Origin of the sequence: Lentzea sp. NPDC042327 (assembly GCF_040647275.1) — a bacterium.
Classification (GTDB): domain Bacteria; phylum Actinomycetota; class Actinomycetes; order Mycobacteriales; family Pseudonocardiaceae; genus Lentzea.
In genome coordinates, this window is sequence record NZ_JBEZBX010000006.1 from 204105 (window position 1) to 231075 (window position 26971).

The following is a 26971-nucleotide window of genomic DNA, read 5'->3' on the forward strand; positions in this document are numbered from 1 at the left end:
CCTGGAGCCGTGACCGACCTGGCCGACGACCTCAGCCTGCTGCGCGACCTCGAACGCAGGTTGCTCGTCTACAAGTTCGCGATCGAAGAGCTCATGACCAAGCTGAGGATTCTCAGCGAGGAGTTCGACTCCGTGCACCGGCACGACCCGATCGAGCACATCACGAACCGGGTCAAGAAGCCGGAGGGCATCCTGGAGAAGCTGCGGCGCAAGGGGGTGCCGTTCGACCCCGACCGGATCGGCGACCACCTCGACGACATCGCCGGGGTGCGGGTGGTCTGCCCGTTCGTCTCGGACGTGTACCGGGTGTCGGCGATGCTGGCGCGCCAGCACGACGTGGACGTGCTGCTCACCAAGGACTACATCGCGGTGCCCAAGCCGAACGGGTACCGCAGCCTGCACCTCATCGTGCGGATCCCGGTGTTCCTGTCGGACCGGGTGGAGCACGTGAAGGTAGAGGTGCAGCTGCGGACCATCGCCATGGACTTCTGGGCCACGCTGGAGCACAAGCTGTTCTACAAGTACGACGACCGGCCGCCGGCGGACTTCGTCGACGAGCTCATGTCGTCGGCGTTGATCGCCGCGCAGCTGGACGAGCGGATGGAGTCACTGCACCGCCGCATCCACCAGGACGACCGCTAGCTGCCGGGCCGCTTCGCCGCGCAGGACGCCGTAGTGGTCGGCGTCGATGCGGTGCGTGGTGGCGTCGGTCAGGCTCGCCCACATGTCGAGCTGGCTGTCGAGCAGGTCCGCGGCGACGACCACGGCTCGGGTCTGCTGCGGTCCGCGGGCCCGGTAGGCGGCCGAGGCCTGGGCGTGGCGCAGGAAGACCTCCCAGCGCTCGTCCAGGACGTGCGCCGGCACGTGGTGGCCCGCCTGGGCCAGGCGCGCGGAGATCACCAGGGTGTCGGTGAACTCGCCCTCGACGCCGAACGACGCCATGAGGTTGCGGCCGAACATCTGGAACCACTCGCGTTCGATGCCCTCGGGGTAGTTCTGGTTGATCGGCGGGGTCGAGTCGATCACGGCCACCAGCGGCGGCTGCGGGTCGCGGGCCGTCATCTCGAACACGATCTGGCCGCCCATCGACCAGCCGGCCAGCACGTCCGGGCGCAGGCCGGCGAGGTCGAGGTCGGTGCGGTAGGCGCGGGCCATCATCGGCAGGGTGGGCAGTGGTTCGACCTCCTGCGAGACGGTGACGCGCCAGTCGTCGGGCAGTGCGGCCACGAGGTCGCGGTAGTCCTGGACGCCGCCGCCCGCGCCGTGCACGAGGTGCAGGTGCGTGCCGGGGCCGTCCTGGAGGGTCACCAGGGTGCTCGGCGCGGCCTGTTCGCCGGTGCTCTGCAGCTGGGCGACGAGCCTGCGCGGGGTGGGGTCGACGAGCCAGTCGGCGATGTCGACGGAGGCGTCGAGCCGGTCGCGCACGGCCGCGAGGAGCCGCACGACGTGCAGGGAGTGGCCGCCGGAGGCGAAGAAGTCGGCGTCGGGACCGGTGGGCGGTTCCTCCACGAGCGCGGCCCACTCCTCCGCGATCACCTCCCACTCGGTTCCGGCGGGCAGTGCCTGGTGTTCGACGACCTCGGTCTCGACGTGGCCGGTGACCGCGCGGGTCCGGATCGGCAGCTCACCGACGGTCAGCGCGGGGTCGGCGGACAGCACGGTGTCGAGGTCGTCGAGCAGCCGCAGCACGGTGTCGCGGTCGTAGCGGCCGGTGTTGTACTCCACCTCGGCGCGGTGGCCGCCGTCGACCTCGGCGAACGACATGGACATGTCGGCGCGGGCCGCGCGGTTGGGGCTCGCGAGCCAGGTGAGGCCGACGTCGCCGAGCTTCAGGTCGAAGCCGATCTGGCCGAGGTAGCTGACGAGCAGCGGGGACGCGTCGGTCAGCGACGCCTGCGTGGCCGCCGGCAGCGCGGCGAACACGGCCGGGTAGGGCACGTGCTGGTGCGCGAACATCTGCCACAGGCCGTCACGGGCCCGCGTGACGACCTGCGCGACGGTGTCGGTGTCCTGGATGGACGCTCGCACGACGCACAGGTTCGCCGTGTAGCCCACGAGTGCCTGGTCGCGGACGCTCATCCGGTTCGCGGCGACGACACCGACGCTGATGTCGGCACCGGCGGTGCGGGCGAGCACGGCCTCCAGCGCGGCCAGCATGATCGCGAACGGCGTGGCGAACGACGCCTTGGCGAGTGCCGCGAGGCCGGCGCTCGCCTGCGCGCTCAGCGTGTGCCGGATGACGACACCGGGTGCGCCGACGCCGAAGCGGCCGGCGTGGTCGGCGGCGACCGTGGTGGCGGTCGCACCGTCCAGTGCGGACCGCCAGTGGTCGAGCGACTTGTCCCACTTGCCGCTCGCGCGGGCCTCGTGCTGCTCGGCGGCGTAGACCGTGAACGGCACGGGCTCGTCGTCGAACTCGCCGCCCTCGTAGGCGACCGACAGCTCGGCCACGAGCAGCTGGATCGCCCAGCCGTCCAGCACGACGTGGTGGACGGTGAGCAGCAGCTCGTGCCGGTCGCCGATGCGGACGTACGTCAGGCGTGCCAGCGGGGCGTCGGCAAGGTCGATCGGCTGTTCCTGGACCTCCTCGGCGATGAGGCGGGCCAGCTCCTCGTCGCCGTGGTCGACCTCGACGACGTGCAGGCGGGCCGTGCGGGTGTCGTGCACGGTCAGCGTGATGTGGTCACCGGTGCGCTGGACGGCGGTGCGCAGCGCCTCGTGCCGGTCGGTGAGGCGTTGCCACGCGGACCGCAGGCGGTCGACGTCGAGCGGGCGGTCGCACAGCAGCCGCCAGGTGAGGTTGTAGAGGGACTTGTTGCGGGCCCGCTGGTGGATCCACCAGACGGACTCCTGCATCGCGGTCGCGGGACTAACGAACACCCTGTGCCTCCAAGAACTCGGCGAGGAGGCGCTTGCGGTCGACCTTGTCGATGTCGGTCAGCGGGATGTCCGCGCGGTGGTGGAACGCGCGCGGCCGCATGTACACCGGCAGGGTGTCGGTGAGGCTGATGAGCTCGTCCTCGCCGACCTCGGCGCCCGTGTGGAACGCGTGCAGGTCGATCTCGCCGTCCGCCGCGGTGACTGCCAGCACGACCGCCTCGACGACGCCGGGGTGGCGGCGCAGCACGGACTCGATCTCGCCGAGCTCGACCCGGTTGCCGCGCACCTTCACCTGGTGGTCGATCCGTCCCATGTGGACGAGCTCGCCGCTCTCCAGCCGGACCCGGTCACCGGTGCGGTACCAGAGGTCGTCGGACACCGGGCTCGTCCCGTCGTAGAGGGTGCCGCGGGTCTCGCCCTCCTTCCACGCCACGAACCGGCCGATGTTCTCGCTCTCGGTGAGGTAGCCGGGGAACCGCTGCGAGCCGCGCACGCACAGCTCGCCGTCGTCCTCCTGCGGCTCGAACTCGTCGTTGAACAGCACGTAGTCGAGGTGGTCGAACACGGTGCCGATGGGCGCGGAGCCGTTGGAGGTGACGATCCGGTCCTCCGGGTTCGCCGGCACCTCGTAGGCGGTGACGATGCAGGCGGCCTCGCTGGGGCCGTAGCAGTTGATCACCGCGGTGTTCGGCGCGGCCTGGGTCCAGGCCTCGATCTGCTCCACGGTCAGGGGTTCGCCGCCGAACGAGCTGAGCCGCAGCGTCGGCATGCTGTTGGGGGCGAGTGCGCGCAGGCGCTTGGCGAACGAGATCAGCGACGGCACGGACATCCAGTGGGTGAGCCGCTTGCCGCTGATGAACTTCACCGGCGTGAGCACGTCACCGCGTTCGGCCACGACCAGGGTCGCACCGGAGCCCCACGCGCCGAACATCGACAGGATCGAGCCGTCGAAGCACATCTCGAACGTCTGCGCGACGCGGCAGTCCGGGCTGAGCTTGTAGCGCTTCATGACCTCGGCCAGGAACCAGCTGACGTTGGTGTGCGTGACCGGGACGCCCTTGGGCTTGCCGGTGGCGCCACTGGTGTAGACGACGTAGGAGCCCTCGTCGAGGTCGGGGCGGATGATGTCCGGGATGGCGATCTCGTTGTCCGGCAACAGGAACTTGCGCCAGCGGTCGCCGGTCATGTCGAACAGCGGCACCCGCGCGTTGGCCCGGTACTCCTCCAGGCCCTCGCCGGAGCTGTCGTCGATCATGGTGAAGTCGACGGCGGCGTCCTCGGTGATGCCGAGGTTGCGGACCGCGGGCGCGGCGGGGTTGAGCGCGACCGCCGTGGCACCGAGCCGCAGCCCGGCCAGGTAGGCGATGTAGCCGATGAGGCTGCGCGAGGTCATCAGCCCGACCCGCTTCGGCGCGTGGCCGAGGTTCTCCAGCATGGCGGCGCTGACCCGTTCGACGGCCTCCTGCAGCTCGGCGTAGGTCAGGGTGGCGCTGGACATCTCGATCGCGACGTTGTCCGGGTACTCCTGCGCCGACGCGTGGAACCAGTCGTAGAGCGAGCGGGTGGTCAGCACGGTTGCCTCCGGGACGAGATCGGTTTCGAGCTCAAGCAGGTGACGCAGGGTGTTGTGCACGAGCGACGCGCGCGGGCGGCCCCTGCGTGCGGAGTCGACGGCGAAGCGCAGCGCCTTGGGCAGGCCCTCCCAGGCCGTGCCCGCGTCGGTGTGGCCGAGCAGCCGGTGCCGGAACGCCCGGTGCTGCGCCGCGGTCCACAGGTCGTCGAGGTTGCGTTCGGTGATGCGGTCGGCGAGGAACGGCAGGACCTCCTCGTCCGTGCGCAGCCACTCGCCGTCGAGGTGGGGCGTGACACCGGGTCCTCGTTCTCTTCTGAGCCAGAGCTGACCGTCGGGTTGGTGCAGCGGGAACCCGAACACGTGCTCGTTCCTGAGTCTCTGCTCCGGCGTCCAGTCGTCCGGGTGCATGGCCTTGAGCAGCTGCTCGGTGGTGAGCCAGCCGGCGAACGGGTGCTGCTCGCCGTCCGCGAGCAGGCCCGCGAACCCGTCGCGCACGTACCAGCGGTTCTGCCGGCGGCGTTCGACGAGCACCCAGTGCGGCGCCGGGGTCTTGCTCGGCGACCACGGCAGTTTGGCGTTGTCGGTGACCACCAGGCAGCGCCCGTGCTCTTCGAGCTCGTCGGTGATGCCCCTGACCGGGTCGCCGGTGGCGTAGGCGAGCTGGGTGCCGTCCGGCAGCCGGTTCAGCGGGTACCGGTGGTGCGAGAACGCCAGCTCGTCCAGGTCCGTGCGCACCGCCAGCCGCACGGACTCGGCGAAGGTCGCCTCGGTGCCCGCGAACTCACCGGCGAGGTAGGCGACCAGGTTCGTCGTGTAACAGCTCAGCCCGGTGATCACGGTGCCTCCAGGAACGCCACGCTCACCGGTACCGCGCTGGTGCGCAGCCGGTTCCACCGCACGCCGCGCCACGTCCCGCTGGCCTGCCCGCGGGCCACCGGGATCGACCACGGCCGGCCCGACAGGCCCTCGCCGGTCGCCTTCACACACGCCTCCTGCACGGTCCACACCCAGGCGAACTCCAAGTCCCGCTCCCCCTCCGGCAACTCCGCCAGCTCCGCCACCCCGCACCGCCGCAACAACCCGTCCGAGGCGGGTACCGGCAGCTGCACGTCCACGCCGACCCCGAGTCCCCTGCCCCGCCGGCACGCGGCGGCGACGTACCCGCCGTCGTGCGCCAGGCTGACGGCCAGGTCGGGGTGCTCCGGCAGGTACGGCTGCCCGCTCTCGCGCGCCGCGATCTCCCCCTCGCCCAGCTCGGCGACCAGGCTGCGCAGCAGGCCCCTGGCGGCGGCGAACTCACGGGCGCGCACGGCGGGGAGGTGGGCCGCGGCCTGGACGTCCACGGCGTGCGGGGTGACGTCGCCGACGGCGGCGACCGCGACCCTCACCGGACCTCCAGCAGGTCGTCCGCGTGGTCCGCCACGCCCGCCAGCATCGCCCCTACGGCACCGCCGGCGATCCCGAACATCGCCACCGCCGCCCGCAGCTCCGCGATCCCGCCGTGGGTGAACGCGTCCGCGCCCAGCAGCTGCGTGCACTCCCGCAGCACGACGTCCAGCCCGTCCGCGACGGCCACCTTCAACGCCATCGCCGAGGCCATGTCCGGTGCTGCCGCCGACACCGCCGCCATCCGCCACGTCTCCACGACGCACCGCGCGAAGCGTTCGCGCACCGCCGCGTTGTCCCACAGCACGCCCTCCCCCAGCGCCCGCGAGCCCAGCCGGGCCCGCACGTCCCGCAGCACCCGCCGGCACAGCGCCACCGCCCACAGGGCACCCGCGCGGCGTTCGGCGGCGACCTGCACCGCGAACGACGCCAGGCCGCGTCCGGGTGGCCCGACCAGGGCGGAGCGGTCCAGGACCACCTCGTCCAACGTGATCGCGCCGATGCCCGCACCGTCGAACAGCGACGTCGGCTCCGGTGTCACCCGCACGCCCGGCGCGTCCAGGGGCACCAGCACCCAGCAGAAGCTCGTGAAGTGCCGCACCGGCTTGTGCCGGGCCAGCACCAGCGCGTGCGAGGCGTGGCAGGCGTTCGTGATCCACCGCTTGACGCCCGACACCGCGACCGACGAGTCCGACAGCTTCGCCGTCGTGCCCATCGACATCAGGTCCGACCCCGCGCCCACGTCGTCGGTCGCGGCCAGCGCCACCACCGCGTCACCGGCCTCCACCGCGCCGGCCAGCGGATGTCCGTTGTCCCGCAGCAGCGGCAGGACCGTGGCGAGCTGGACGCAGCAGGCCAGCACCACCCCGACCGGGTGGCGTCCGTCCAATGCGGACACGTCGGCCGTGCTCGTGTCCAGCTCCAGCCACGCATCACGCAAGGCGCACCTGCCGATCGAGCAACGCCAGCGCGCCGTTCGCCAGCAGCAGGCGGTCGTTCGAGTAGTTCAACGACGCCGAGCGCAGGTCGCGGAAGACCCGTTCCAGGTCGGAGGACCGCATGTACCCGTGCCGGAGCCCGACCAGCTCGACCATCTCGTCGACCGCGGCGAAGCACTCGACCGCTGCCCGCACCTTCAACGTGTTCACCAGCATCTGCCCGGCGCCGACCGAGAAGTCGGCGTCGAGGGTGTGCTGCAGCAACGCGTGCACCACGTCCAGCCGCTCGCGAATCCGCGCCACGCGCGTCAGCAGCAGCTCCGACGACGGGTCGAACTGCCGCGACGACCCGCGCACCAGTCCGAGAACGCGGGAGAACGCGCCCGACGCCGCACCCAGCCACGCCGCCGCCCAGCCGAGGTGCGCCAGCGGCCCGAAGGTCGCCGCCACCACGTCGCGGAACCCACCGGGTGCGCCCACGACCTGGGAGGCGGGAACGACACCGGCGAGCCGCATCGGCACGCTGTGGGTGGCACGCATGCCCAGCGGGTCCCAGCCGCCGTGCACCTCGACCACGTCGAGCTGCGAGCGGTCCGCGTACACCAGCGACACCTGCGTCGGCGTCGTCGCGTCCGGTGCCAGCACGGTCACCAGGAACGCGTCCGCGTGCACGCCGCCGGTCACGATCGGCGCGTCCCGGTCGATCCGCAGAGCGCCGTCCACCCAGTCCACAGTGGACTCCGACGACAGCAGGTGTCCACCCTTGCCCTTCTCGGTGGTCACCGAGGCCAGGTACACCCGGCCGGACCGGATCCGGTCCACCAGCGCGGGCGCGTGCCGCACCAGCGCGAACGCCTGCTGGCAGTGCATCGCGTAGATCATCGCGACGGACATGTCCTCGCGCCCGAGCCGCAGCGTCACGTCCACGACGTCGCGCACCGACCCCACGACCGGCAGCGCCAGCAACCCGCTGTCGCGCAACGCCTCCAGCGCCTCCACCGGGAACGCCGCATCGGCGTCGCAGCGGCCGGCGTGCTCGGCGGTGACCGCGAGGACCTTCTCCAGCGCCGGGATCACGACGCGACCCGCAACGAGTCGACCGCCGCCCACAGGCTGCCCGCGGTCGCGAACGTCGCGTCGGTCAGCAGCTCGTCGGGCAGCGACACCCGGTAGTTGTCCTCGATCGCGAACAGCAGCTCGATGGCGCGCATCGAGTCCAGTCCGAGATCGCGCAACGACGACTCGGGCGTGATGGTGCCCGCACCCGCGTACTTCAGGAACGGCCGCAGCACGGCCGGGAACTCAGCGTCCATTACAAACCCCTCTCTCGTCTGATCTCCAGCCGCGACTCGTCGACGACCACACCACCGTCCACGACCACCTCGTCGGCCAGCGGATGTCCGAGGAACGCCACCAGCGAGGCGTAAAGCCCGTACGCACCGACGTTGGGAACGCTCACCACGTCACCGGGTGACACCGGCGCGACCTCGGCGGCGCGCGCCCACGTGTCGACCGGTGTGCACAGCGGGCCGGCGACGATCGTGTCCGGCACCGGAGACCGCGCCGGGTCGTCCTGGGCCGTCTGCACGTCCGGCACGATCGGCGGCAGCCTGCGCAGCCCCGACATGCCGCCGAGGTGGTTCACCCCGGACTCCAGCACGAGCACCGGCCGGTCCTGCGAGTACTTCACGTCGAGGACGCGCGTGCGCAGGGTCCCGCAGGTCGCCGTCAGGTACCGGCCCGACTCGAACGCCACCACCGGCGCACCGGTCCGCCAGCCGGGGAACGTCTCGTCCAGCAGGTCGGCGAGGCCGTCCGCCAGGCCGGGGAAGACCGGCAGTTCCCCCGACCTGGCGAACGGTGCCCCGAACCCGCCGCCGAGGTCGAGGACCTCGACCGCGAGCCCGGTCTCGTCGGCGAGCCGGCGGGCCGTGCGCGCCGCCTGCCGGAACTGGTTCAGCAACGCGTCCTCGTCGCTGATGTTCGTGCCCATGTACAGGTGGAAGCCGGCGACCGAGACGTGCTCGCGCGAGCCGAACGCCGCCGGGTCGCGCAGCACCCAGGTCAGGTCGGCGCCGAACTGCGAGGGCACCCCGGTCATCGTCAAGCCGTGGCCGGGCACCGGCTGCTCGTCGTTGATCCGGACGATCGCCCGCACCGGCACGCCCAGCGCGTTCAGCTGGTCGAGGCCGAACGGCGAGTCGACGGAGAAGTGCGTGACGCCCTCCTTCACCGCCTCCCGCAGGTCCTCGTCCCGCTTGCCGGGACCCGTGTACAGCAGCTGCTCGCCGGTGAACCCGGCCTCCAGCGCCACGTGCAGCTCGCCCGGCGAGCACACCTCGGCCAGGCAGCCCTGCTCCCGCAACGCCCGCACCACCAGCGGGTGCGGGTTGGCCTTGAGCGAGTAGTAGATCTCGCTCGGTTCCGGCAGCGACGAGCGCAGCAGCGCGTGACAGCGCCGCACCTCGTCCAGGTCGTAGACGTACTCAGCCACGCGTCCCCCTGAGCACTCGGCCGTGAGCCCCGCCCACCCCCGCTGCTGCCAAGGGCGTCTGCAAGTACCACCAACACATGATCGAATCGCCCTCAACTACCACCGACATGCTCGCCGCCCTTCGGACCAGGCCTGCGCCCGCGGGCGGCCGGAAGCACTGTCGGCAGTGGAAAAGTGCTTGTTGATGTTGAGTTGGTGGTACTTGCAGATGCCGGCGGAAGCAGGGGGTGGAAGGGAGACGGGAGAACCTGGTCACGCATGCTGGAGCCTCTTCCGGTCGACCTTCCCGTTGGGGGTCAGCGGGATCTCGGTCACGACCACGCACGCCCGCGGCGCCTTCGCGTCCTCGATCTGCTCGCGCAGCAACGCCAGCACCTGCTCGGAGGTGAGTGCGGTGACGGCGAACAACGTCGCCCCGTGCTGCCCGCTGGCCGGGGGCAGCACCGCCGCCGCCTCGACGCCGGGGACGCGGTGGGCCGCGGCCTCGACCTCGGTGACGCTGACCCGCGAGCCGTGCTCCTTGTAGATGTCGTCACGCCGGCCCACGAAGTACAGGTAGCCGTCCGCGTCCATGCGCCCGTAGTCGCCGGTGCGCAGCTTGGGGAACAGGCCCTCGTCGCGCGGGAACCGCTGGGCGGTCAGCTCGGGACGCCGCCAGTAGCCGCTCATGACGTTCGGCCCGCGCACCACGATCTCGCCGACCTCCCCGACCGGCACCGGTGTGCCGTCCGGGTCGACGACCAGGATCTCGGTGCCCGGCAACGCCTTCCCGCACGCTCCCGGCCGGCGCAGGTCCTCGTCCTTCGGCATGATCGCGGCGCGTTTGCACTCGGTGAGCCCGAACATCAGCTGCACCTGCAGGCCGAGGACCAGGTGGCGCAGCTCGGCGATCACCTCGGGCTGCATGGCCGCACCGGTGTTCGTCAGCAGCCGCAACGCCGGCGGCTGCGTCCCCGGCCGCGCGAGCATCCGCGCGAGCCCGGCCGCCATCGCCGGCACCGCGGGCAGCACGGTCGCACCGCACGCCCGCAGGTGCCGCACCAGCTGCGGGCCGGCGTCCGCCGCGCTGCCCAGCTGCAGCCGCGCGCCCGCCAGCGTGCTCAGGAACACCTGGTAGAGCCCGTAGTCGAAGGCCAGCGGCAACGCGCAGAACACGGTGTCGTTCGGCAGGTACTCCAGCTGCGACTGGATGGCCTGCGCGGCGAACACGACCTGCGCGTGCGTGGACACGACGGCCTTCGGCATGCCGGTGCTGCCCGAGGTGTAGACCAGGCACACCGGGTCGACCGCGATCGGGCCGGGCACGGGCTCCTCGTCCCCGCCCTCCACCGCCCTGCGGACCTCGTCGAGGTCGCGCAGCACGAGCACCGGTTCGCAGTCGGCGACCACGTGGGCGATCGCCACCTCGGGCGACTGCGGGTTGAGCACGCTGAACACCGCGCCCGCCCGCGCGCACCCGTAGAGCAGGGCGGGCACCAGCAGGTCGACCGGGACGACGACGACCACCCGGTCACCGCGCCGGACACCCTGGCGGTGCAGCCAGGTCGCGATCCGGCGGCTGGCCCGGCTCAGCTCGCGGTAGGTGAGCGTCGCGTCGCCGTGACCGACGGCTAGCGAGTCCGGCCGGGACCGGGCCGCGCGGTCGAGGAACTCGTGCAGCAACGTCATCTCGCGCTCCCCGCAGCAGCCGACCCGGTGAACAGCACGCACAGGGAGTCCAGGTCGCGCAGGCTCTCCGGCGTGAGCGCCTCGGCGGCCACCTCGACGCCGAGCCGCGCCTCGACCCGTTCGATCACGTCCACGAGCCGGAACGAGCTGAACCCGGGGAACTCGCGCAACGGTGTCCGGCCGCTGTGCACCCGGTTGCCGAGCACGTCGCTCAGCTCGGCCGCCACGACGGACCGCACGCGCGTCAGCTCCTCGTCGCGCGCCAGCAACCGGGTGAGCTCGGCCGCCACGCTCGGCACCAGCGCACCGCCGCGCAGCACCCGCCGCATCGCCACGTAGCTGTGCGCCGCCAGGACGTTCCACTCGCGGACGTGCTCCTCGAACGCCGCCGAGTCGAGCCACACGGCGTGCAGCCCGCGGGAGCGCGCCAGCAGCCAGATGTCGAGCACCATCTGCTCGACGTCGGCGCACGTGGCCTCGACGTCGACCGTGCTCACGAACGGGGAGATCGCCCGCGGTGCGGGCAGTTCGCCGAACGCGAGCTCGACCACGGTGGCCCTGGGCAGCTCGTCCCACGACACCCGCCACACGCCCGGCCGGGCGTTTCCCCACTGCGTGCCGTTGTGGTACCCGTCCACGACCTCGCAGGCGTCGCCGTCGTCGCGGAACAGGAAGCTGTGCTCCATGTGCTGGTGGCCGGCGTACGGCACCCAGCTCAGGTCGAACGCGTCGGCCACCGCGTACTGCAGCTCGTCGGTGGCCCGGTCGCGCAGCACCGCGTCGTCGTGGCGCTTCACCACCTGCAACCCGAGCAGGCGGGAGGCCTCGTCGAGCCGGCGGTCCAGTGTGGACTCACCGGTCAGCTCGGCACCCAGCGCCACGTGGCTGCCGGGACCGTGCCGGAGGTCGGCGAGGATCGCCAGGTTGACCTGGAGGCAGTCCATCAGCTCGGCGCGCAGGCCGCTGAAGTCGCTCGGCACGTCAGATCCTCCTCAGTCCGGCCACGGCTTCGCGCAGCGCCTCTTCGTCGGCCGGTGCGTCCTCCGGCAGGCCGGCGAGCAGCCGGTCGTAGGCCGAGAGGTCGAGCAGGCCGTGCCCGCTGACGCACACCAGCACGCCCTTGCCCGGCTGCGCGGCGGCGGTGATCGCCGCGGCGAGCGCGTGCCCGGACTCCGGTGCCGGCAGCACCAGCTCGGTCATCGCGAACGCCCGTGCCGCCTCCAGCGCCGTCCGCTGCCCCACCGCGACCGCGTCCACCTGACCGTGGTGCCGCATCGCCGAGATCACCTTGGCCGCGCCGTGGAACCGCAGCCCCGCCGAGTGCGACGGCGGGATCGAGTAGGAGGAGCCGATCGTGTACATCGCCTCGACCGGCCCGGTGCCGGTGGCGTCGGTGTGGTCGTAGGCGTAGACCCCGCGGGTCAGCTTCGGCGTGGCCGACGACTCGACCGCGAGCAGCCGTTCACCGGTGCCGCGGGCGAAGAACGGCAGCGCGATGCCGCCGAAGTTCGAGCCCGCTCCCACCGAGCCGACCACCACGCCGACCTCGTCGTCCAGCTGCTCGACCGCCTCCAGCCCGATCACGGTCTGGTGCAGGATCGAGTAGGTCTCGCCGGAGCCGATGCAGAACGCCCGCTTGGGGTCGGCCGCCGCGTACTCGACCGCCTCCCCGATCGCGAGCGACAGGCTGTTCGCCTGCTGCCCCGACTGGCCCACCGACGTCAGCGTGCTCGGCGAGGCGTGCACCTCGGCGCCGAAGAGTCGCATCAGGCTGCCCCGGTAGGGCTTGTCCCGCAACGACCCGCCGACCATGAACACCGTGCAGGTCATCCCGAACGCCGCGCACGCCGCCGCCAGCGCCGTCCCCCACTGCCCGGCACCCGTGCCGGTGACCAGCTCGCGGAACCCCGCGCGGTGGTAGTAGTGGGCCTGCGCCAGCGCGGTGTTCAGCTTGTGGCTGCCCGAGATGTTGCCGCCCTCGTACTTCACGTAGATCGGCGCGCGGGCGCCGACCTCCTCCTCGAACCGCCGGGCCCGCCACAGCGGCGACGGCCGGTAGGTCCGGTAGCGCTCCAGCACCGGTTCCGGGATCTCCCAGTACTCCTTGGCCGACACCGACTGGCGCACCAGCTCCAGCGGCAGGCCCGCCGTGACGGCGCCGGACGAGGTCTCCGGCGTCAGGTCCGGCGGCAGGTCGTGGCCCAGGTGCGGCAGAACGCTCCGCCAGTGCGTGATCATTCCGCCACCGCCGCGCTGACGACGTCCACGATGTCCGCCACCGTCGTGAACTTGCGGCCGGCGAACAGGTCGTCCGGCAGCGTCACGTCCAGCTCGTCCTCCAGCTTGACCAGCATGCCGAGGAACCCCAGCGAGTTGATCCGCAGCAGCGACCCGTTCAACGGCTCGTCGTCGGCCAGCTCCGCGGGGTCGAGCGCCAGCCGCGACTCGCGGATGACCAGCTTCTTCACGACGTGCCCGATCTCAGCCGCCCTGATCTCAGCCACGGAGCGCCCCCTCCCCCTCGATCACCCAGCTGTGGGTCAGCAACGCCGACAGGCCCACCGGTCCGCGCACGTGCAGCCGGCCGGTGCTGATCGACAGCTCCGGTCCGAGCGCCATGGTCGGGCCGTCGTGCAGCCGCAGCGACCCGTTCACCACCAGCGCCGCCGCGTCCACGGTGTTCAGGAACCGCGTCACCACCTCGCGGTCGGAGGCGACGATGCCCTCCGTGTGCGCGGACCCGTACCGGCGGATGTGCGCGACCGCGTCGTCCACGGAGGACACCCGGTGCAGCGCGATCGTGCGGTCCAGGAACTCGCGGCCGTGGTCGTGCGGGTCCAGCTCCAGCTTCAACGCCCAGCCGTCGCGCGCCGCCTCGAACGCCTCGATCAACGCGGGCGCGATGTCCTCGTGCGCCAGCACCATTTCGAGGGTGTTGCACGCCGTCGGCTCCGGCAGCTTGCTGTCCAGCGCGATCGACACCGCCAGGTCGACGTCCGCACTGGCGTCCACGTAGAGGTGGTTCACGCCACCGCCGGAGGCGATCACCGGGATCGTCGACGCGGACAGGCAGTAGTCGATCAGCGAGGGGCTGCCGCGCGGGATCAGCACGTCGATGGCGTCGTGCCGCTTCAGCAGCTCCCGCACCACGCGCCGGTCGTGGTCGGTGACGACCTGGACGACGCCCTCCGGCAGCCCGGCCCGTGCCGCCGCCTCGGCCGCGATCCGGCCCAGCTCGGCGTTGGTGAGCGCCATCTCCTTGCCACCGCGCAGGATCACGGCGTTGCCGACCGCGACGGGCAGCAGCGCGCCCTCGATCGTGACCGTCGGCCGCGCCTCGTAGATCATCAGGACCACGCCGAGCGGTTTGGCGATCCGGTTGCCGACCCGGCCGGTCACGCGCGGCAGCTCGGCGCGCACGTCCTCGGTGAGCCGCACCAGCACGTCGAGGTGGCGCTGCGCCAGCGTGAGCCGGTCCAGCAGCTCCCCGGACAGCCCCGAGCTCTCGACGTCCTGCGCGTTCGCGGCGAGCACCCGCGTCCAGTCCTTCGTCAGGCCGGCGGCGAGCTCCGAGCAGTACTCGGCGTACCGGTCGTCGCCGGGGGGCGGGGCGGCCGCTCTGGCCTGCGCCGCACGCGTCACCACATCCACTGGCCACCATCCACGATCAGCTTCTGCCCGGTCACGTAGGTGCCGTTGACGAGGAACTCCAGCCCGTCGGCGACGTCCTCGACGGTGCCCATCCGGCCGACGGGGATCTCGGAGATCACCTGGGCCCGCGCGACCGGGTCGTCCAGCCGGAACCGGGTGACCAGCTCGTCGGTCTCGGTCATGCCGGGGATCAGGCAGTTCACCCTGATCTTCGGCGCGAGCTCCAGCGCCAGGCACTTGGTCAGGTGCAGCAGGCCGGCCTTGGCAGCGCAGTAGTTCGCGCCGTTGGCCCGCGCCCGCATGCCGGTCGTGGCACCGACGTTGATCACGGTGCCGTCGTCCATCATCGGGACGAACGCCCGCGTCAGGTAGAAGGCACCGGACAGGTTGGTGTCGACGACGGTCTTCCAGTCCTGCACGGACATCTCCAGGAACGGCCGGTCGATGTTGACCCCGGCGTTGTTCACCAGCACCGAGATCGGCCCGATCTTGTCGGCGACGACGGCGACCGCGTCCGGGTCGGCCACGTCCACCTGGTAGGTCCGCAGTCCCGACGCCTCGGCGGCCGCGGCGGCCGCGGCGTCCGAGCGGTACAGCGCGACGACCTCGAAGCCGAGCTTGGTCAGGCGCCGGCTCAGCGCCAGCCCGATCCCGCGGGTTCCCCCGCTCACCACAGCGAGCCTCATGCCCGCACCCCCAGGAAAGCGTCGAGTCGTGCCGTGAGCTCCGGCAGGTGTGCCGGGTCGAAGACGGAGTAGTGCGAGGCGGCGAGCGTGCCGCCGACCAGGTGGGGTGCCAGCTCGCGCCAGCGCGCCGCCGCCGCCTCCCGGTCGCGGAAGTCGTCGTCCCGGCACATCAGCACCAGCACGCGACCCGCGTGGGTGCCGGTGCCGTGGTACTCCGCGAGGGCGGCGACCTGCGTGTCGAACGTGGCCCGCACGCGGTCGGCCGTGTCCGGGTCCGGTCGCGGGCCGAGCATGCCGACGATGAACTCGCGCAGCTCCGCGTCGTCCTCCGCGGTGGACACGCGGGGCAGCGGTGAGCTGTCGACCACCACGAGGTCCGGTGCGCCCGCGAGCCGCTGGCACAGCTCCCAGCCGACCGTGCCGCCGAGCGACCAGCCGAACACCAGGGCGGGGTCCACCCCGGCCTCGGCGAGCGCCTTGTCCGCCGACTCGGCCATCTCCGCGATCGTGTGCTCGGGTTCCTCGCCGGGGACGAGGCCGGCCGCGCGGACGGCGTGCACGTTGTGGGTCTCGCCGAGGTGGGTGGCCAGGCGCAGGTACGGGTTGAGCCCGCCGCCGGCGCCGGGCAGCAGCACCGCGGACGGCCGGTCGCCGCGGCGCACGAGGGTGATCAGCCGGCCGAGCATCAGCCCGCCTTCCCGGCGCGGACCAGGCCGGCCAGCGTCGCGACGGTCGGCGAGCCGAAGAAGTCGATCATCGGCACGGGGACGCCGTAGCGCTCCTGCACCTCGGCGAGGACGGTGAAGATCGTGAGCGAGTGGGCGCCGTACTCCAGCACCGGCCGGTCGCGCACGATCGGCTCGACGTTCAGCACCCCCGACCAGATCCCGGCCAGCTCGCGCTCCAGCTCGTCCTCGTACTCGACGGTCTCCGGCTCCTCCGGTGCCACGAGCAGCTCGTCGCTGCGGGCCACCAGCGCGTCCCTGTCGGTCTTGCCGGTCGGCGTCGTCGGCACGGTGTCCAGCTCGAACACCCACACCGGCACCATGTACGACGGCAGCGACCGCGACATCTCCGCCTTGATCGCGTCGGCGTCCAGCTGCCCGGAGGGCACGACGAACAGCACCAGCTCGCGGTCCACGCCGTCGCCGCGCACGACCGCGACGGCCTGGTGCACCGAGGGGCACCGGTTCGCGACGGTCTCGATCTCGCCCAGCTCGATCCGGTAGCCGCGGATCTTGACCTGGTCGTCGGCGCGGCCGAGGAACGTGAGCACGTCGTCGTCATCGCGCACGACCAGGTCACCGGTGCTGTACATGGTGCCGCCGCCGGCGAACCGGTCCGGCACGAACCGCTGGGCCGTGATCTCCGGGTCGTTGACGTACCCGGTGGCCGGGCACAGCCCGCCCAGGTACAGCTCGCCGACCACCCCGGGCGGTGCGAGGTGCCCGGTCGAGTCCACGACGTAGGCCTCGACACCGGGGTACGGCAGGCCGATCGGCACGTGCGCGGCCCACTCGTGGCTGCGGTACGACAGCCGGTGCGAGGTCACGGCGTGCGTCTCCGTGGGTCCGTACAGGTTCACGAGGACGCAGTGCTGGTGGCGTTCGAAGAACGTCCGCACCTCGTCGTCGACCATCAGCTGCTCGCCGGAGACGCACAGGTAGCGCAGGTGCGGCAGGACGACGCCGCGGGCGTTCGCCAGCTGCACCAGCGGCCGCAGCGCCGCGACCGGCAGGTACACGTGCGTGACCTCGGTCGAGGCGATCCGGCTCAGCACCGCCGGGAACATCCGGCGGTCGGCGGGCTCGCGGGAGACGATGGTGCCGCCCGCGACCAGGGTCGGGACGATCTCCTGGAACGACACGTCGAACCCGAGCGGCGCGTACTGCAGGAACCGGGTGTCGGCGTCCATGTGCAGCGCGGCGAGCTGCCACGAGGTCAGGTTCGCGAGCGGGCCGTGGCCCATCTCGACGCCCTTGGGCTTGCCGGTCGAGCCGGAGGTGTACATGACGTACACCGGGTGCTCGGTGCTCGCGACGAGCCCGGCGTCCGGTCCGTCCAGTGTGGACACCTCGGCGTCACGGCCGAGGACGAACGCGCAGCCCGCCTTCTCGATCATGTACGCGAGCCGTTCGTCGGGCAGCGTCGGGTCGAGCGGCAGGTAGGCGGCGCCGCGGCGCAGGATCGCGAGGATGGCGATCGTGGTGTCGGCGAGGTCCTGGTTGACGAGGCCGACCACGTCACCGGGGCCGATCCCCCTGGCGGCCAGGCCGTTCGCGACCCGGCGGGCCGCGGCGACCAGCTCGCGGTAGGAGAACGCGCGGTCCGGCGTCTCGATCGCGACGGCGTCCGGCCGGTCGGCGGCGACGTCCTCGATGATCGACGCGAACGAGCCGTCCGGGATCGGGCGGTGCCAACCGTCGGTGCGCGGCACCGGCCAGTCGGTGAACAGGTCGGCCAGCGCGACCGACGAGTCCGCGAGCGCCCGCCGCATCGCCGAGCGCAGCGACGTGAGCAGACCGTCGGCGGTGGCCGGCGAGATCAGCTCGCGGTCGTACTCCAGCTCGAACTGCCAGCGCCCGTCGACCGGGGTGGCGCCCAGCCACAGGTCGAACTTCGCGTTGCCGTTGCCCAGCTCGTGCACCCGCAGCACCGAGCCCCGCGACTCGGAGAACGTGTCCTGCATGGCGAGCATCGCGGAGAACAGCGGGTTGCGGTTGCTGGAACGCTCCGGGCGGGCGTGCGCGACCAGCTGGTTGAACGTGATGTCCACATTGGACCGGCAGTGGTCGACCGCGCCCTTGACCACCTTGCCGAGGTGCTCGTCGACCGTGCGCGACCACTCGGCCTCGACGGTGACCGGCAGGGTGTTGACGAAGAACCCGCACAGGTCGAACGCGCCGATCGTGCGCCGGGCCATGAACGGGCTGCCGACCAGGACGCTGCCGACGTTGCCGTGCCGCGCGAGCACCAGCCCGTACATGCCGCTGAACACCACGAACGGCGTCACGTCGAGTCGGCGGCACAGGTCGGTGAGCGCCCTGCCCTCCGCCTCGGACATGGTCCAGCTGATCCGCGCGCCGGTGAACGAGGTGTAGGACGGGCGGCCCGGCCGCGGCGAGAGCACCAGCGGCGGCACCTCGCGCAGCTGCGCCGCCCACTCCTGCGCCCGCTCCGCCACGCGTTCCGGGCTCGCGCTGCGGGTCTGCGCCTCGAGCTCCTTGCGGAACGCGGTCTCCCGCGCCTCCCGCTTGGCCGCGAGCTCCTCCCGCGACAGCGGCTGGGCCAGCGCGGCCTCCAGGTCGCGCACGAACGGCCCGAGCGAGATGCCGTCGAGGATGATGTGGTGGTCCGCCAGCAGGATCGCGGCCGCGCTGCCGTCGGACGCGCGGACGAGCGCGAACCGGTAGGCGGGGCCGCGCGCGAGGTCGAACGTCGGGCGCCCGATCCGTTCCGCGACCTCCGCGACCGCCTGCTCGAACTCCCACGGCTGCACGGTCACCCGCTCCATCGGCACCACCACCGGCGGCGGCGTGAGGGAGGCGTGCATCTGCGGCAGCGCGGCGAACACCTCGCGCATCGCCGGCTGGATCGTCACCAGCGTCAGCAGCGCCCGCGACACCGCCTCGTCGCTCAGCGCCGGGTCGACGTCCAGGCGGACGAGCTGGTTGTACAGCACGGAGTCCGCCGGCGCGCCCGCGTCGACGACCAGCAGTCCCTTCTGGGACTCCGTCATGGGCAGCCCATAAGGAGTTGTCACTGCGCCGCTCCCTCCAAGTCGCGCAACCAGCCCTTCAGGTCCCCCACCGTGCGGAGGTCGACGAGCCGTGCGGCGTCGATCTCCGCGTCGTCGTCCGTCGCGACCTCGACCGCGAGCCGCAGCAGCGCGAGCGACTCGAGGCCCGCCTCCAGCAGCGGGGTCGAGTCGTCGAAGTCGGTCGACGCGTACCGGGCAATCACCGAATCCAGGTCGGACATGAGCGCAAGCTTCAGCGTCGCCGATGTTTTCTCGATGTTCGCCGGATGGAATGTCGCTGTACGGGCTGGACAGGCCTTCGACGTCGGGTAATAGTGAGTCACCCTGGAATGGAGAGGTAGCTCGTGCGCGCTCGCTGGACCGGTCACCACCTGCGGAAACACCGGTTCACAAGCCCCGGCATCACGTTTTCCGAGCTGCCCATTCGCAAACCAAATGGCCCTACGGACGGGGAACTGCCGTGAATTCACCCGACGAGCTGCGTCCTGCCACGGCGCGCCGCAACGAATGGTTGCTGGTGGCCTTCACCGGCACCACGAACATCGCCGACGCGGTGACGAGGGTCGCCCTGCCGCTGCTCACCGTCGGCATCACGACCTCGCCGATCGTGGTGACCGCGGTGGCCTCGCTGATGACGTTGCCGTGGCTGCTGACCTCGTTGCACATCGGCGTCTTCGTCGACCGCATGGACCGCCGCACGCTCATGATGGCCGCGGAGATCGCCCGCACGCTGTCGGTCGCGGCGATCCTGCTCGCGTACTTCTTCCAGATGGTCAACCTGCCGTTGATCTACCTGGTCGCGCTGGTGCTCGGTCTCGCCGACGTGCTCGCGGGCGTGTCCGGCGCGGCGATCCTGCCCAACGCCATCCCCAAGAAGCGCTGGCAGAAGGTCAGTGAGCGGATCACCGGCCTGGAGTACCTCGCGAACGGCTTCCTGGGCACGCCGATCGGCGGTTTCCTGACGGCGGCGGGCTTCGCGGTGGCGTTCGGCGTCTCCGGGATCGTCTACGCCCTCGGCGCCCTGCTGCTGATCTCGCTGGTCGGCAAGTTCAAGGTGGAGCCGACGACCGAGCGCAAGTCGGTGAACGCGGAGATCAAGGACGGCCTGGGTTTCCTGTTCGGCAACAGGTTGCTGCGCACGATGTCGATGATGATCACCGTGATGGCGGCCTGCTGGGGTGCCTGGCTCGCGCTGATCCCGGTGTACGCGGTCGGCGGGCCGCTCGGGTTGTCCGCCGAGCAGTACGGTCTGCTGCTCACCTGGCTCGGCGCCGGTGGTGTGGTCGGGTCGCTGCTGGTCGGGTGGATCAACAAGCTGCTGGGCCGGCGCTGGTCGATGTTCGTCGACATCATCGGCTCGTTCGCGCTCGTGGCCGCGCCCGCGTTCCTCCCGGCCGAGCCGGGCAGCGCGTACGTGATCGGCGCGGCGGCGTTCGTCGCGGGTGCCGGTGGTGTCATGTGGACGGCGAACTCGCGCGTGATCACGCAGACGTTCGTGCCCGCCGAGATGATGGGCCGCTACAGCGCCGCCGCGCGCATGATCGCCTGGGGTGCCTCGCCGATCGCGGCGTTCCTGTCCGGTGTGATCGCGCAGTTCGCCGGCTACCGCTGGGCGTTCGGCATCTTCGCCGCGCTGTGCCTCGCGATCGTCGTCCCGTTCTTCCTGGTCGTCACGCCGGAGGCCGTGGCCGCGGTGGACCAGCCGGACGAGGACGAGGACGAGGCGGACGGCGTGGACAAGAAGGACAAGCCGGAGGAGGCGAAGGCGTGACCCTCTGGCAGCGCTTCGCCACGACGGCCCAGCACCACCCCGACGCGGTGGCGCTGGTCGCCGGTTCGTCGTGGACCTACGCCGGCCTGCACGACCTGGTGCTGCGCACGGCGGCGCAGGTCGTGCGGGACGCGGGCGGTGTGCCCGCGGCGGTCGGGGTCACGGCCACCCGGACCGTCGACGCCTACGTCGGCTACCTCGCGGCACTGCGGCTCGGTGCCGGTGTCGTGCCGATCAGCCCGGACTGGCCCGCCGCACGGGTGGCGGCCATCTGCTCCGCCGCCTCGGTGACCCACGTCGTGTCGGAGGTGGGCACCGGGAAGCCCTGGGAGGAGCCGTACTACGGCGACGCGGACGACGTGGCCTACACGTTGTTCACGTCCGGCTCGACGGGCTCTCCCAAGGGCGTGCCGATCCGGCACCGGAACGTGCTGGAGTACCTGGACTTCAACGTGGCCCGGTACGGCGTCACGCCGGACTCGCGGCTGTCGCAGACCTTCGAGCTGACCTTCGACCCGTCCGTCTTCGACATGTTCGTCGCGTGGTCGGCGGGCGCGTCCGTCGTCGTCGCGCGGCCGGACGACAAGATGGCGCCGGTGCGGTTCGTGAACGACAACGAGATCACGCACTGGTTCTCGGTGCCGTCGGTGATCTCGCTGGCCCGGCGGCTGCGCCAGCTCCGGCCGAACGCCATGCCGTCGCTGCGCTGGAGCCTCTTCGCGGGCGAGCAGCTGACGCTCGACGCGGCACGGGTGTGGGCCACCGCGGCACCCGCCTCGACGATCGAGAACCTCTACGGCCCGACCGAGCTGACCGTCACCTGCACCGGCTACCGGCTGCCCGAGGTGTGGCCGGTGACCTCCAACGGGACCGTGCCGATCGGCGAGGTCTACCCACACCTGTCCTACGAGGTCACCGAGGACGAGGAGCTCTGCGTCGGTGGTTCGCAGTGCTTCTCCGGCTACCTCGACCCCGAGCAGAACGTCGGCCGGTTCCTCGGCGGCCGCTACCGCACCGGCGACCGGGTGCGGTGGGAGAACGGCGTGCTGGTGCACCACGGCCGGCTCGACGACCAGGTGAAGGTGCACGGCTACCGGGTCGAGCTCGGGGAGGTCGAGTCGGTGCTGCGGCGCCACCCGCTGGTGCAGGACGTGGTGGTGCTGGCAGTCGGCGAGCTGCACGCCGTCTACACCGGCACCGCCTCCCCCGCCGAGCTGGAGACCCTGGTCGCCACCGAGCTGCCCGCCTACATGGTGCCGCGCACCTTCTCCCCGGTCTCCGGCTTCCCGTTGAACGGCAACGGGAAGATCGACCGCCGCAGGCTCGCCGCCGACCTCGGGGAGGTGACGGGTGCGGTTCCGGATCCTCGGCGCGGTTGAGGTCTTCGACGGCTCGTCGTGGCGCGCCATCGGGTCGGCGAAGCAACGCGCACTGCTGGCGTCGTTGCTGCTCAACGCCAACCAGGTGGTGCCGGCCGAGCGGCTGATCTCCGACCTGTGGCCGGACGGCCCGCCCGCGTCCGCCTCCGGGCTGCTGGCCGGGTACGTGTGGCGGCTGCGGCACGCGCTGCGCGACGACGGCGTGCTGCTGACCCGCGCACCCGGCTACCAGCTGGCCGTGCCGTCCGGCGCGATGGACGTGCACTACTACGAAACCCTGGTGGCACAGGGACGTGCGGCCTCCGACCTGGAGGAGGCGGTGTCGGCGTTCACCCGCGCGCTGGCGGTGTTCCGCGACGTGCCGTACGCGGACGTGCCGCTGACGCCGTCGGTGCTGGCCGAGCGGGCCCGACTGGAGGAGTCGCAGCTGTCGGTGGTCGAGGCGCGGATCGGCGCCGAGATCAAGCTCGACCGGCACGAGGCGCTGCTGCCGGAGCTGAAGCTGCTCGTGTCGCAGTTCCCGCTGCGGGAACGGCTGCACGCCCACCTGATGCTCGTGCTCTACAAGTGCGGGCACCAGGCCGACGCGCTCGGCACCTACCGCGACCTGCGCCGGCTGCTCGTGAACGAGCTGGGCATCGAACCGTCGAAACCGTTGCGGGACCTGCAGCAGCGCATCCTCCAGGAGGACCCGTCGCTGCTGGGCCCCGCACCCGTGCGGGCCCGGCCACGCACCCCGCCGCCGCGCGGGCTGCTCATCGGGCGGTCGCGCGAGATCGCCGCGGTGGCCGGGTTGCTGGCCGCGGGACAGGTGTGCGCGGTGCACGGCCCGGTCGGCGTGGGCAAGACGGCGCTGGCCGCGCACGCCGCGTTCTCCGTCGCCGCTCACTTCCCGGTGGGGGTGCTGCACTTCTCGGCCGCGGAGGCGCTGCACTCGTTGCCGCCGGGCGTGCTGGCGGTGCTCGACGACGTGCCGGACGTGGGCGTGGTCCCGGCCGGTGTGGGGGTGCTGGTGACGTCGCGGGGGCCGGTGCGCGGTGTGCCCGGCCGCGCTCACGTCCACTTGGGACGGTTGTCCGGCGCGGCGGCGGCGGAGCTGCTGCGGGCGCACGTCGGCGACCGCGAGGGACCCGCCGCCGAGATCGCCCGGCTGTGCGAACGGCTGCCGCTCGCGCTGCGGCTGGCCGGTGACCGCCTCGCGACCCGGCCGGACTGGTCGCTGGCCGACTTCGCCGCGCGGCTCGCCGACCCCCGGCGGCGGCTGGACCTGCTGTCGTGGCAGGACACCAGCGTGCGCGACCGGCTGGCGGGCGCGTGGGACGGCCTGGCCACGGCTGAGCGCTCGGCGCTGCGGCTGCTGGGCGCGCTGGACCTGCCGGTGGTCGCGGCTGACACGATCGGCGCGCTGATCGGGCGGTCGGAGACCGAGGCGTCGCTCATCGCCGAGCGGCTGATCGACGCCGGGCTCCTGGAGAGCGTGACGATCGACCGCTACCGGGTGCCGGACCTGGTCCGGCTGTTCGCCCGGGAACGGCAGGAGGGAGACGCGTCGGCGGCGATCTCCCGGGTCGTCGAGCACTACGTGGCACTGGTCGACCAGCGGCGGTCCACCGCGGACCGGCGGGCCTGGTACCGCGGCGAGCTGGCGACGTTGCGGTCACTCGGCCTGCACGACCGCTCCGACCGGCTGCACCGGGCCGTGGCGCACCTCCTCGGCGGCCAGCAGACTTAGGCACGTGAAGAGCGTGTGGCCGTTGTGCGCGGCCGGTTTCGTGACGGCGTTCGGCGCCCACGGCGTCGCGTCCGGACTGGGTTTCCTGGAGCCGGACCTGCTCACCCTGGGTCTGCTGCTCGCGCTCTACGACGGCGCCGAGGTGGTGCTGAAACCCGTCTTCGGCTCGCTGGCCGACCGCGTCGGCCCGCGCCCGGTCCTGCTCGGCGGTCTGCTGGCGTTCGCCCTCGCCTCCGCGTCGTTCGTGCTCGTCGACAGCATCGCCGTGGCCCGCTTCGGCCAGGGCGTGGCCGCCGCCGCGTTCTCCCCCGCCGCCAGTGCGCTGGTGGCCAGGCTGACCCCGGACACCGCGCGCGGCCGGGCGTTCGGCCGCTACGGCGCGTGGAAGGGCATCGGCTACACCGCCGGCCCGCTGCTCGGCGGCGTGCTGATCCACTTCGGCGGCTTCGACGTGCTGTTCCTGACGATGGCCGGGCTGGCGGTGGCCGTCGCGCTGTGGTCGCTCACCGTCCCGCGGCTGGAACCGTTGCCGCGCACCGGGCAGACCGTGCTCGACCTGGTGCGGCGCCTGTCCCGCCGCGACTTCCTGCGCCCCACCGCGGCACTCGCCGCCGCCACCGCCGCGCTGGCCACCGGCGTCGGCTTCCTCCCGGTCGCCGCGGCGGCCCACGGCCCGGCCGTCACCGGTGCCGCGGTCTCGGTGCTGGCGCTCACGGCGGCCGTCGTGCAGCCCCGCGCCGGCCGGGCGTACGACGCGGGCCGCATCACGAGCCCGCGCCCCGCGTTGCTGGCCGTCGCACTCGGTTTCGTCGCGGCCGCACTGGTTCCGGGCTTGCCGGGAGCGTTCACGGCCGCCGTCCTGATCGGCGCGGGCACGGGCGTCGTGACACCGCTGGCGTTCGCGGCGCTGGCCAGGTCCACTCCGGAGGAACGCCTCGGCCAGACGATGGGCAGCGCCGAGGTGGGCCGCGAGCTCGGCGACGCGGGCGGCCCGCTCCTGGTGGGCGGGCTCGCCGCGGTCGCCTCGCTGCCGGTGGGCCTGCTCGCGCTGGCCGCCGTGATCACCGTCACGGCTTGGAGATCTCCAGCTGCAGCTCGGTGACCCAGCCCGCCGGGTCGCCCGCGCCGTAGTCGAGGTACACCTCGCGGGCGAACCCGAGCTGCCGATAGCCGTTGGCCTCGATCCACGTCGCCACGGTCTGGTAGGTGACGTCGACGTCGTCCATCGGTCCGCGGTGCACGACGGTCGCCGCCTGCGGCAGCGCCGGCAGGTCCACGACCTCGAAGTCGTAGGCGTCCGACGGCTCGACCGACACGGTGACACCGGCCCGCACCAGCACGGAGTCCCCCTCGGCAGGCTCGTAGGTCGCGATCCCGTAGCCGGTGATCCGCACCCCGGCGCGTTCCACCCGTGACAGCAGCTCCGGGTACAGCGGCTGGATGACCGGGCCGATGTCCTCGGGCCCGTAGGAGGCGGCGGTGGCGCTCAGCCTGGCCACTCGCGCGGACGGGACGGGTTTCACGACGACGTCGTCGGTGGGCATGGCGCCCTCTCTCTCGATGGCGCGGAGACGTGCCTCGACCCGCCGCAGCCGCGACTCGTCCGCGACGATCCGCTGGCGCAGCTCGGCCCGCCGCAGGGACAGCATCCCGTGCAGCTGCTCGACGGACAGCTGGTCGTCGAGCACGACGCGGACCTGTTCCAGGGTCAGGCCGAGGTCCTTCAGCGCGACCAGGCGGTTGAGGCGGTGCAGCTGGGCGACGGTGTAGAAGCGGTAGCCGGAGCCGGGGTCGACGTGAGCCGGCGGGAGCAGCCCCACCGCGTCGTAATGGCGCAGCATCCGCACCGACACCCTCCCCAGCCGGGCGAAGTCTCCGATGGTGAACACGACTGCTCCTGTGTAGGGGCTGACACGGTGTCAGGGTCAAGAAATGATGGTTTGAACAGCGCGCCGGGTGCGCACCCCGGGGTGTTGACGAGAGGTGGCACATGACGTTCGCACATCCGGCGTTGTTCTACTCCGACGAGGAGTCCTACATCGACGGCATCGTCCCGTTCGTCGTGGAGGGGCTCGCGAACGCCGAACCGGTGGTCGTCGCCGTGCCGGACCGCCACCTCGCGCTGCTCAGGGAGGCGCTCAGCGGGTTCGCGCACCTCGTCACCTTCCTCGACATGGCGGACGCCGGCCGCAACCCCGGCCGGATCATCCCGGAGCTCCGCGCGTTCGCCGACCGGCACCGCGGGCCGCTGCGGATCATCGCCGAACCGGTGTGGGAGGGCCGCAGCGACGTCGAGTACCCGGCGTGCGCGCTGCACGAGGCGCTGGTCAACTACGCGTTCAGCGACCGCGACCTGAGCATCCTGTGCCCGTACGACACCACCGGGCTCAGCCACGACGTCCTCGCCGACGCCGAGAAGACCCACCCGGTCGTGATCGACGCCGGCGGTCACCGCCCCAGTGACCACTTCCACCCCGCACGGGTCGTCGTCGCAGCGCACACGATGCCGCTGCCCATCCCGGAGGACGCCGCCGGCACGAGCGTCGGCGCCGGGGCGATGGCGGCGGTGCGGGCGTTCGCGCGCGAGCAGGCCACGAAGCTCGGTCTCGCGCCCGACCGCGTCCACGACTTCGCACTCGCGGTCACGGAGCTCGCGACCAACAGCGTCCGGCACGGCGGCGGCGAGAGCACCGTCCGGGTCTGGACCGAAAGCGAGAGCATTGTTTGCCAAGTCAACGACAACGGTCACATCACCGATGTTCTGGCCGGACGCACACCCGTTCACGCAAACGATCCAGGCGGTCGCGGTCTGTTGCTGGTGAACCGTTTGGCCGACCTCGTGCGCACCCAAACGACGTCGTCGGGCACCGCAATCCAGGTCAGATTCGACCTGGGGCACAAAAAGGCAACGTGATCGACATACATTTGGCCGATCTCGTTATAGCTTGGGCACGTGCACGACGAGGAAGCGACGGAAATCGGTTACACCGGGGCACGTTTCGGGTCTCCGGCGACTCGCGCACGCCTGCGCGCCGATGGAAGAGATGACGCGA

General features: G+C 72.0%; 23 protein-coding genes. 6 read left to right on the top strand and 17 right to left on the bottom strand.

Going from position 1 to position 26971, the window contains the following annotated elements:
* Positions 1-9: 9 nt before the first annotated feature.
* Positions 10-642 carry a GTP pyrophosphokinase family protein gene (locus AB0A63_RS17780; protein WP_360392015.1) on the top strand — a complete coding sequence of 211 codons (633 nt, stop codon included), beginning with the start codon at positions 10-12 and terminating at the stop codon, positions 640-642.
* Here the strand turns inward: AB0A63_RS17780 and AB0A63_RS17785 are convergent.
* The 16 genes from AB0A63_RS17785 to AB0A63_RS17860 all read right to left on the bottom strand — a co-directional run bounded on the left by AB0A63_RS17785 (position 607) and on the right by AB0A63_RS17860 (position 19257).
* Complete coding sequence (locus tag AB0A63_RS17785) at positions 607-2880, bottom strand: condensation domain-containing protein (RefSeq protein WP_360392018.1); 2274 nt, start codon at positions 2878-2880, stop codon at positions 607-609. The genes AB0A63_RS17780 and AB0A63_RS17785 overlap by 36 nt on opposite strands.
* Positions 2870-5290, bottom strand: coding sequence for an AMP-binding protein (locus AB0A63_RS17790; RefSeq protein ID WP_360392021.1), 2421 nt, complete (start codon positions 5288-5290; stop codon positions 2870-2872). The genes AB0A63_RS17785 and AB0A63_RS17790 overlap by 11 nt, the downstream gene beginning before the upstream one ends.
* Entirely contained in the window at positions 5287-5841 is a 555-nt protein-coding gene (locus tag AB0A63_RS17795; protein ID WP_360392024.1) for a 4'-phosphopantetheinyl transferase superfamily protein, read from the bottom strand. Before AB0A63_RS17795 ends, AB0A63_RS17790 begins: the two co-directional genes overlap by 4 nt.
* Positions 5838-6779: an acyl-CoA dehydrogenase family protein gene (locus AB0A63_RS17800; protein WP_360392027.1), complete on the bottom strand. Its 942-nt coding sequence runs from the start codon at positions 6777-6779 to the stop codon at positions 5838-5840. The genes AB0A63_RS17795 and AB0A63_RS17800 overlap by 4 nt, the downstream gene beginning before the upstream one ends.
* Complete coding sequence (locus tag AB0A63_RS17805; RefSeq protein WP_360392030.1) at positions 6772-7854, bottom strand: acyl-CoA dehydrogenase family protein; 1083 nt, start codon at positions 7852-7854, stop codon at positions 6772-6774. The genes AB0A63_RS17800 and AB0A63_RS17805 overlap by 8 nt, the downstream gene beginning before the upstream one ends.
* Positions 7851-8090: a phosphopantetheine-binding protein gene (locus AB0A63_RS17810; RefSeq protein ID WP_360392033.1), complete on the bottom strand. Its 240-nt coding sequence runs from the start codon at positions 8088-8090 to the stop codon at positions 7851-7853. The genes AB0A63_RS17805 and AB0A63_RS17810 overlap by 4 nt, the downstream gene beginning before the upstream one ends.
* Entirely contained in the window at positions 8090-9271 is a 1182-nt protein-coding gene (locus tag AB0A63_RS17815) for a type III PLP-dependent enzyme (protein ID WP_360392035.1), read from the bottom strand. The genes AB0A63_RS17810 and AB0A63_RS17815 overlap by 1 nt, the downstream gene beginning before the upstream one ends.
* A gap of 252 nt (positions 9272-9523) precedes the next feature.
* Positions 9524-10939, bottom strand: a complete 1416-nt coding sequence (locus AB0A63_RS17820) for an AMP-binding protein (protein ID WP_360392038.1) — start codon at positions 10937-10939, stop codon at positions 9524-9526.
* Positions 10936-11919 (bottom strand): acyl carrier protein, encoded by a 984-nt coding sequence (locus AB0A63_RS17825; protein WP_360392041.1) that lies wholly within the window; start codon positions 11917-11919, stop codon positions 10936-10938. The genes AB0A63_RS17820 and AB0A63_RS17825 overlap by 4 nt, the downstream gene beginning before the upstream one ends.
* A 1-nt stretch (position 11920) precedes the next feature.
* Complete coding sequence (locus AB0A63_RS17830; protein ID WP_360392043.1) at positions 11921-13177, bottom strand: TrpB-like pyridoxal phosphate-dependent enzyme; 1257 nt, start codon at positions 13175-13177, stop codon at positions 11921-11923.
* The gene (locus AB0A63_RS17835; RefSeq protein ID WP_360392046.1) at positions 13174-13443 is read right to left on the bottom strand and encodes an acyl carrier protein; all 270 of its coding nucleotides are present in this window, start codon (positions 13441-13443) and stop codon (positions 13174-13176) included. The genes AB0A63_RS17830 and AB0A63_RS17835 overlap by 4 nt, the downstream gene beginning before the upstream one ends.
* The gene (locus tag AB0A63_RS17840; protein ID WP_360392049.1) at positions 13436-14590 is read right to left on the bottom strand and encodes a glutamate-5-semialdehyde dehydrogenase; all 1155 of its coding nucleotides are present in this window, start codon (positions 14588-14590) and stop codon (positions 13436-13438) included. The genes AB0A63_RS17835 and AB0A63_RS17840 overlap by 8 nt, the downstream gene beginning before the upstream one ends.
* Complete coding sequence (locus tag AB0A63_RS17845) at positions 14578-15276, bottom strand: SDR family oxidoreductase (RefSeq protein ID WP_360392051.1); 699 nt, start codon at positions 15274-15276, stop codon at positions 14578-14580. Before AB0A63_RS17845 ends, AB0A63_RS17840 begins: the two co-directional genes overlap by 13 nt.
* Entirely contained in the window at positions 15273-15962 is a 690-nt protein-coding gene (locus AB0A63_RS17850) for an alpha/beta fold hydrolase (RefSeq protein WP_360392053.1), read from the bottom strand. Before AB0A63_RS17850 ends, AB0A63_RS17845 begins: the two co-directional genes overlap by 4 nt.
* A complete protein-coding gene (locus AB0A63_RS17855) occupies positions 15962-19015 on the bottom strand; it encodes an amino acid adenylation domain-containing protein (protein WP_360392055.1) in 3054 nt (1017 codons plus the stop codon). Before AB0A63_RS17855 ends, AB0A63_RS17850 begins: the two co-directional genes overlap by 1 nt.
* Before the next feature lie 20 nt (positions 19016-19035).
* The gene (locus tag AB0A63_RS17860; protein WP_360392057.1) at positions 19036-19257 is read right to left on the bottom strand and encodes a phosphopantetheine-binding protein; all 222 of its coding nucleotides are present in this window, start codon (positions 19255-19257) and stop codon (positions 19036-19038) included.
* Positions 19258-19496: 239 nt separating this feature from the next.
* Here AB0A63_RS17860 and AB0A63_RS17865 point away from each other — a divergent pair, with 239 nt between their 5' ends.
* From AB0A63_RS17865 to AB0A63_RS17880, 4 genes are read left to right on the top strand one after another with little or no spacing between them, the layout of a single operon-like run.
* Entirely contained in the window at positions 19497-20807 is a 1311-nt protein-coding gene (locus AB0A63_RS17865; RefSeq protein WP_360392060.1) for an MFS transporter, read from the top strand.
* The gene (locus tag AB0A63_RS17870; protein ID WP_360392063.1) at positions 20804-22186 is read left to right on the top strand and encodes an AMP-binding protein; all 1383 of its coding nucleotides are present in this window, start codon (positions 20804-20806) and stop codon (positions 22184-22186) included. The genes AB0A63_RS17865 and AB0A63_RS17870 overlap by 4 nt, the downstream gene beginning before the upstream one ends.
* Positions 22158-23918: an AfsR/SARP family transcriptional regulator gene (locus tag AB0A63_RS17875; protein ID WP_360392066.1), complete on the top strand. Its 1761-nt coding sequence runs from the start codon at positions 22158-22160 to the stop codon at positions 23916-23918. Before AB0A63_RS17870 ends, AB0A63_RS17875 begins: the two co-directional genes overlap by 29 nt.
* A gap of 4 nt (positions 23919-23922) precedes the next feature.
* Positions 23923-25020 (top strand): MFS transporter, encoded by a 1098-nt coding sequence (locus AB0A63_RS17880; protein WP_360392068.1) that lies wholly within the window; start codon positions 23923-23925, stop codon positions 25018-25020.
* On the opposite strand, the gene AB0A63_RS17885 is transcribed toward AB0A63_RS17880, so the two are convergent.
* Positions 24986-25807, bottom strand: a complete 822-nt coding sequence (locus AB0A63_RS17885; RefSeq protein ID WP_360392071.1) for a MerR family transcriptional regulator — start codon at positions 25805-25807, stop codon at positions 24986-24988. The two genes, AB0A63_RS17880 and AB0A63_RS17885, sit on opposite strands and share 35 nt — an antisense overlap.
* Before the next feature lie 101 nt (positions 25808-25908).
* Between AB0A63_RS17885 and AB0A63_RS17890 the strand changes: the two genes are divergently transcribed.
* A complete protein-coding gene (locus tag AB0A63_RS17890; protein ID WP_360392074.1) occupies positions 25909-26832 on the top strand; it encodes an anti-sigma factor RsbA family regulatory protein in 924 nt (307 codons plus the stop codon).
* Positions 26833-26971: the final 139 nt, after the last annotated feature.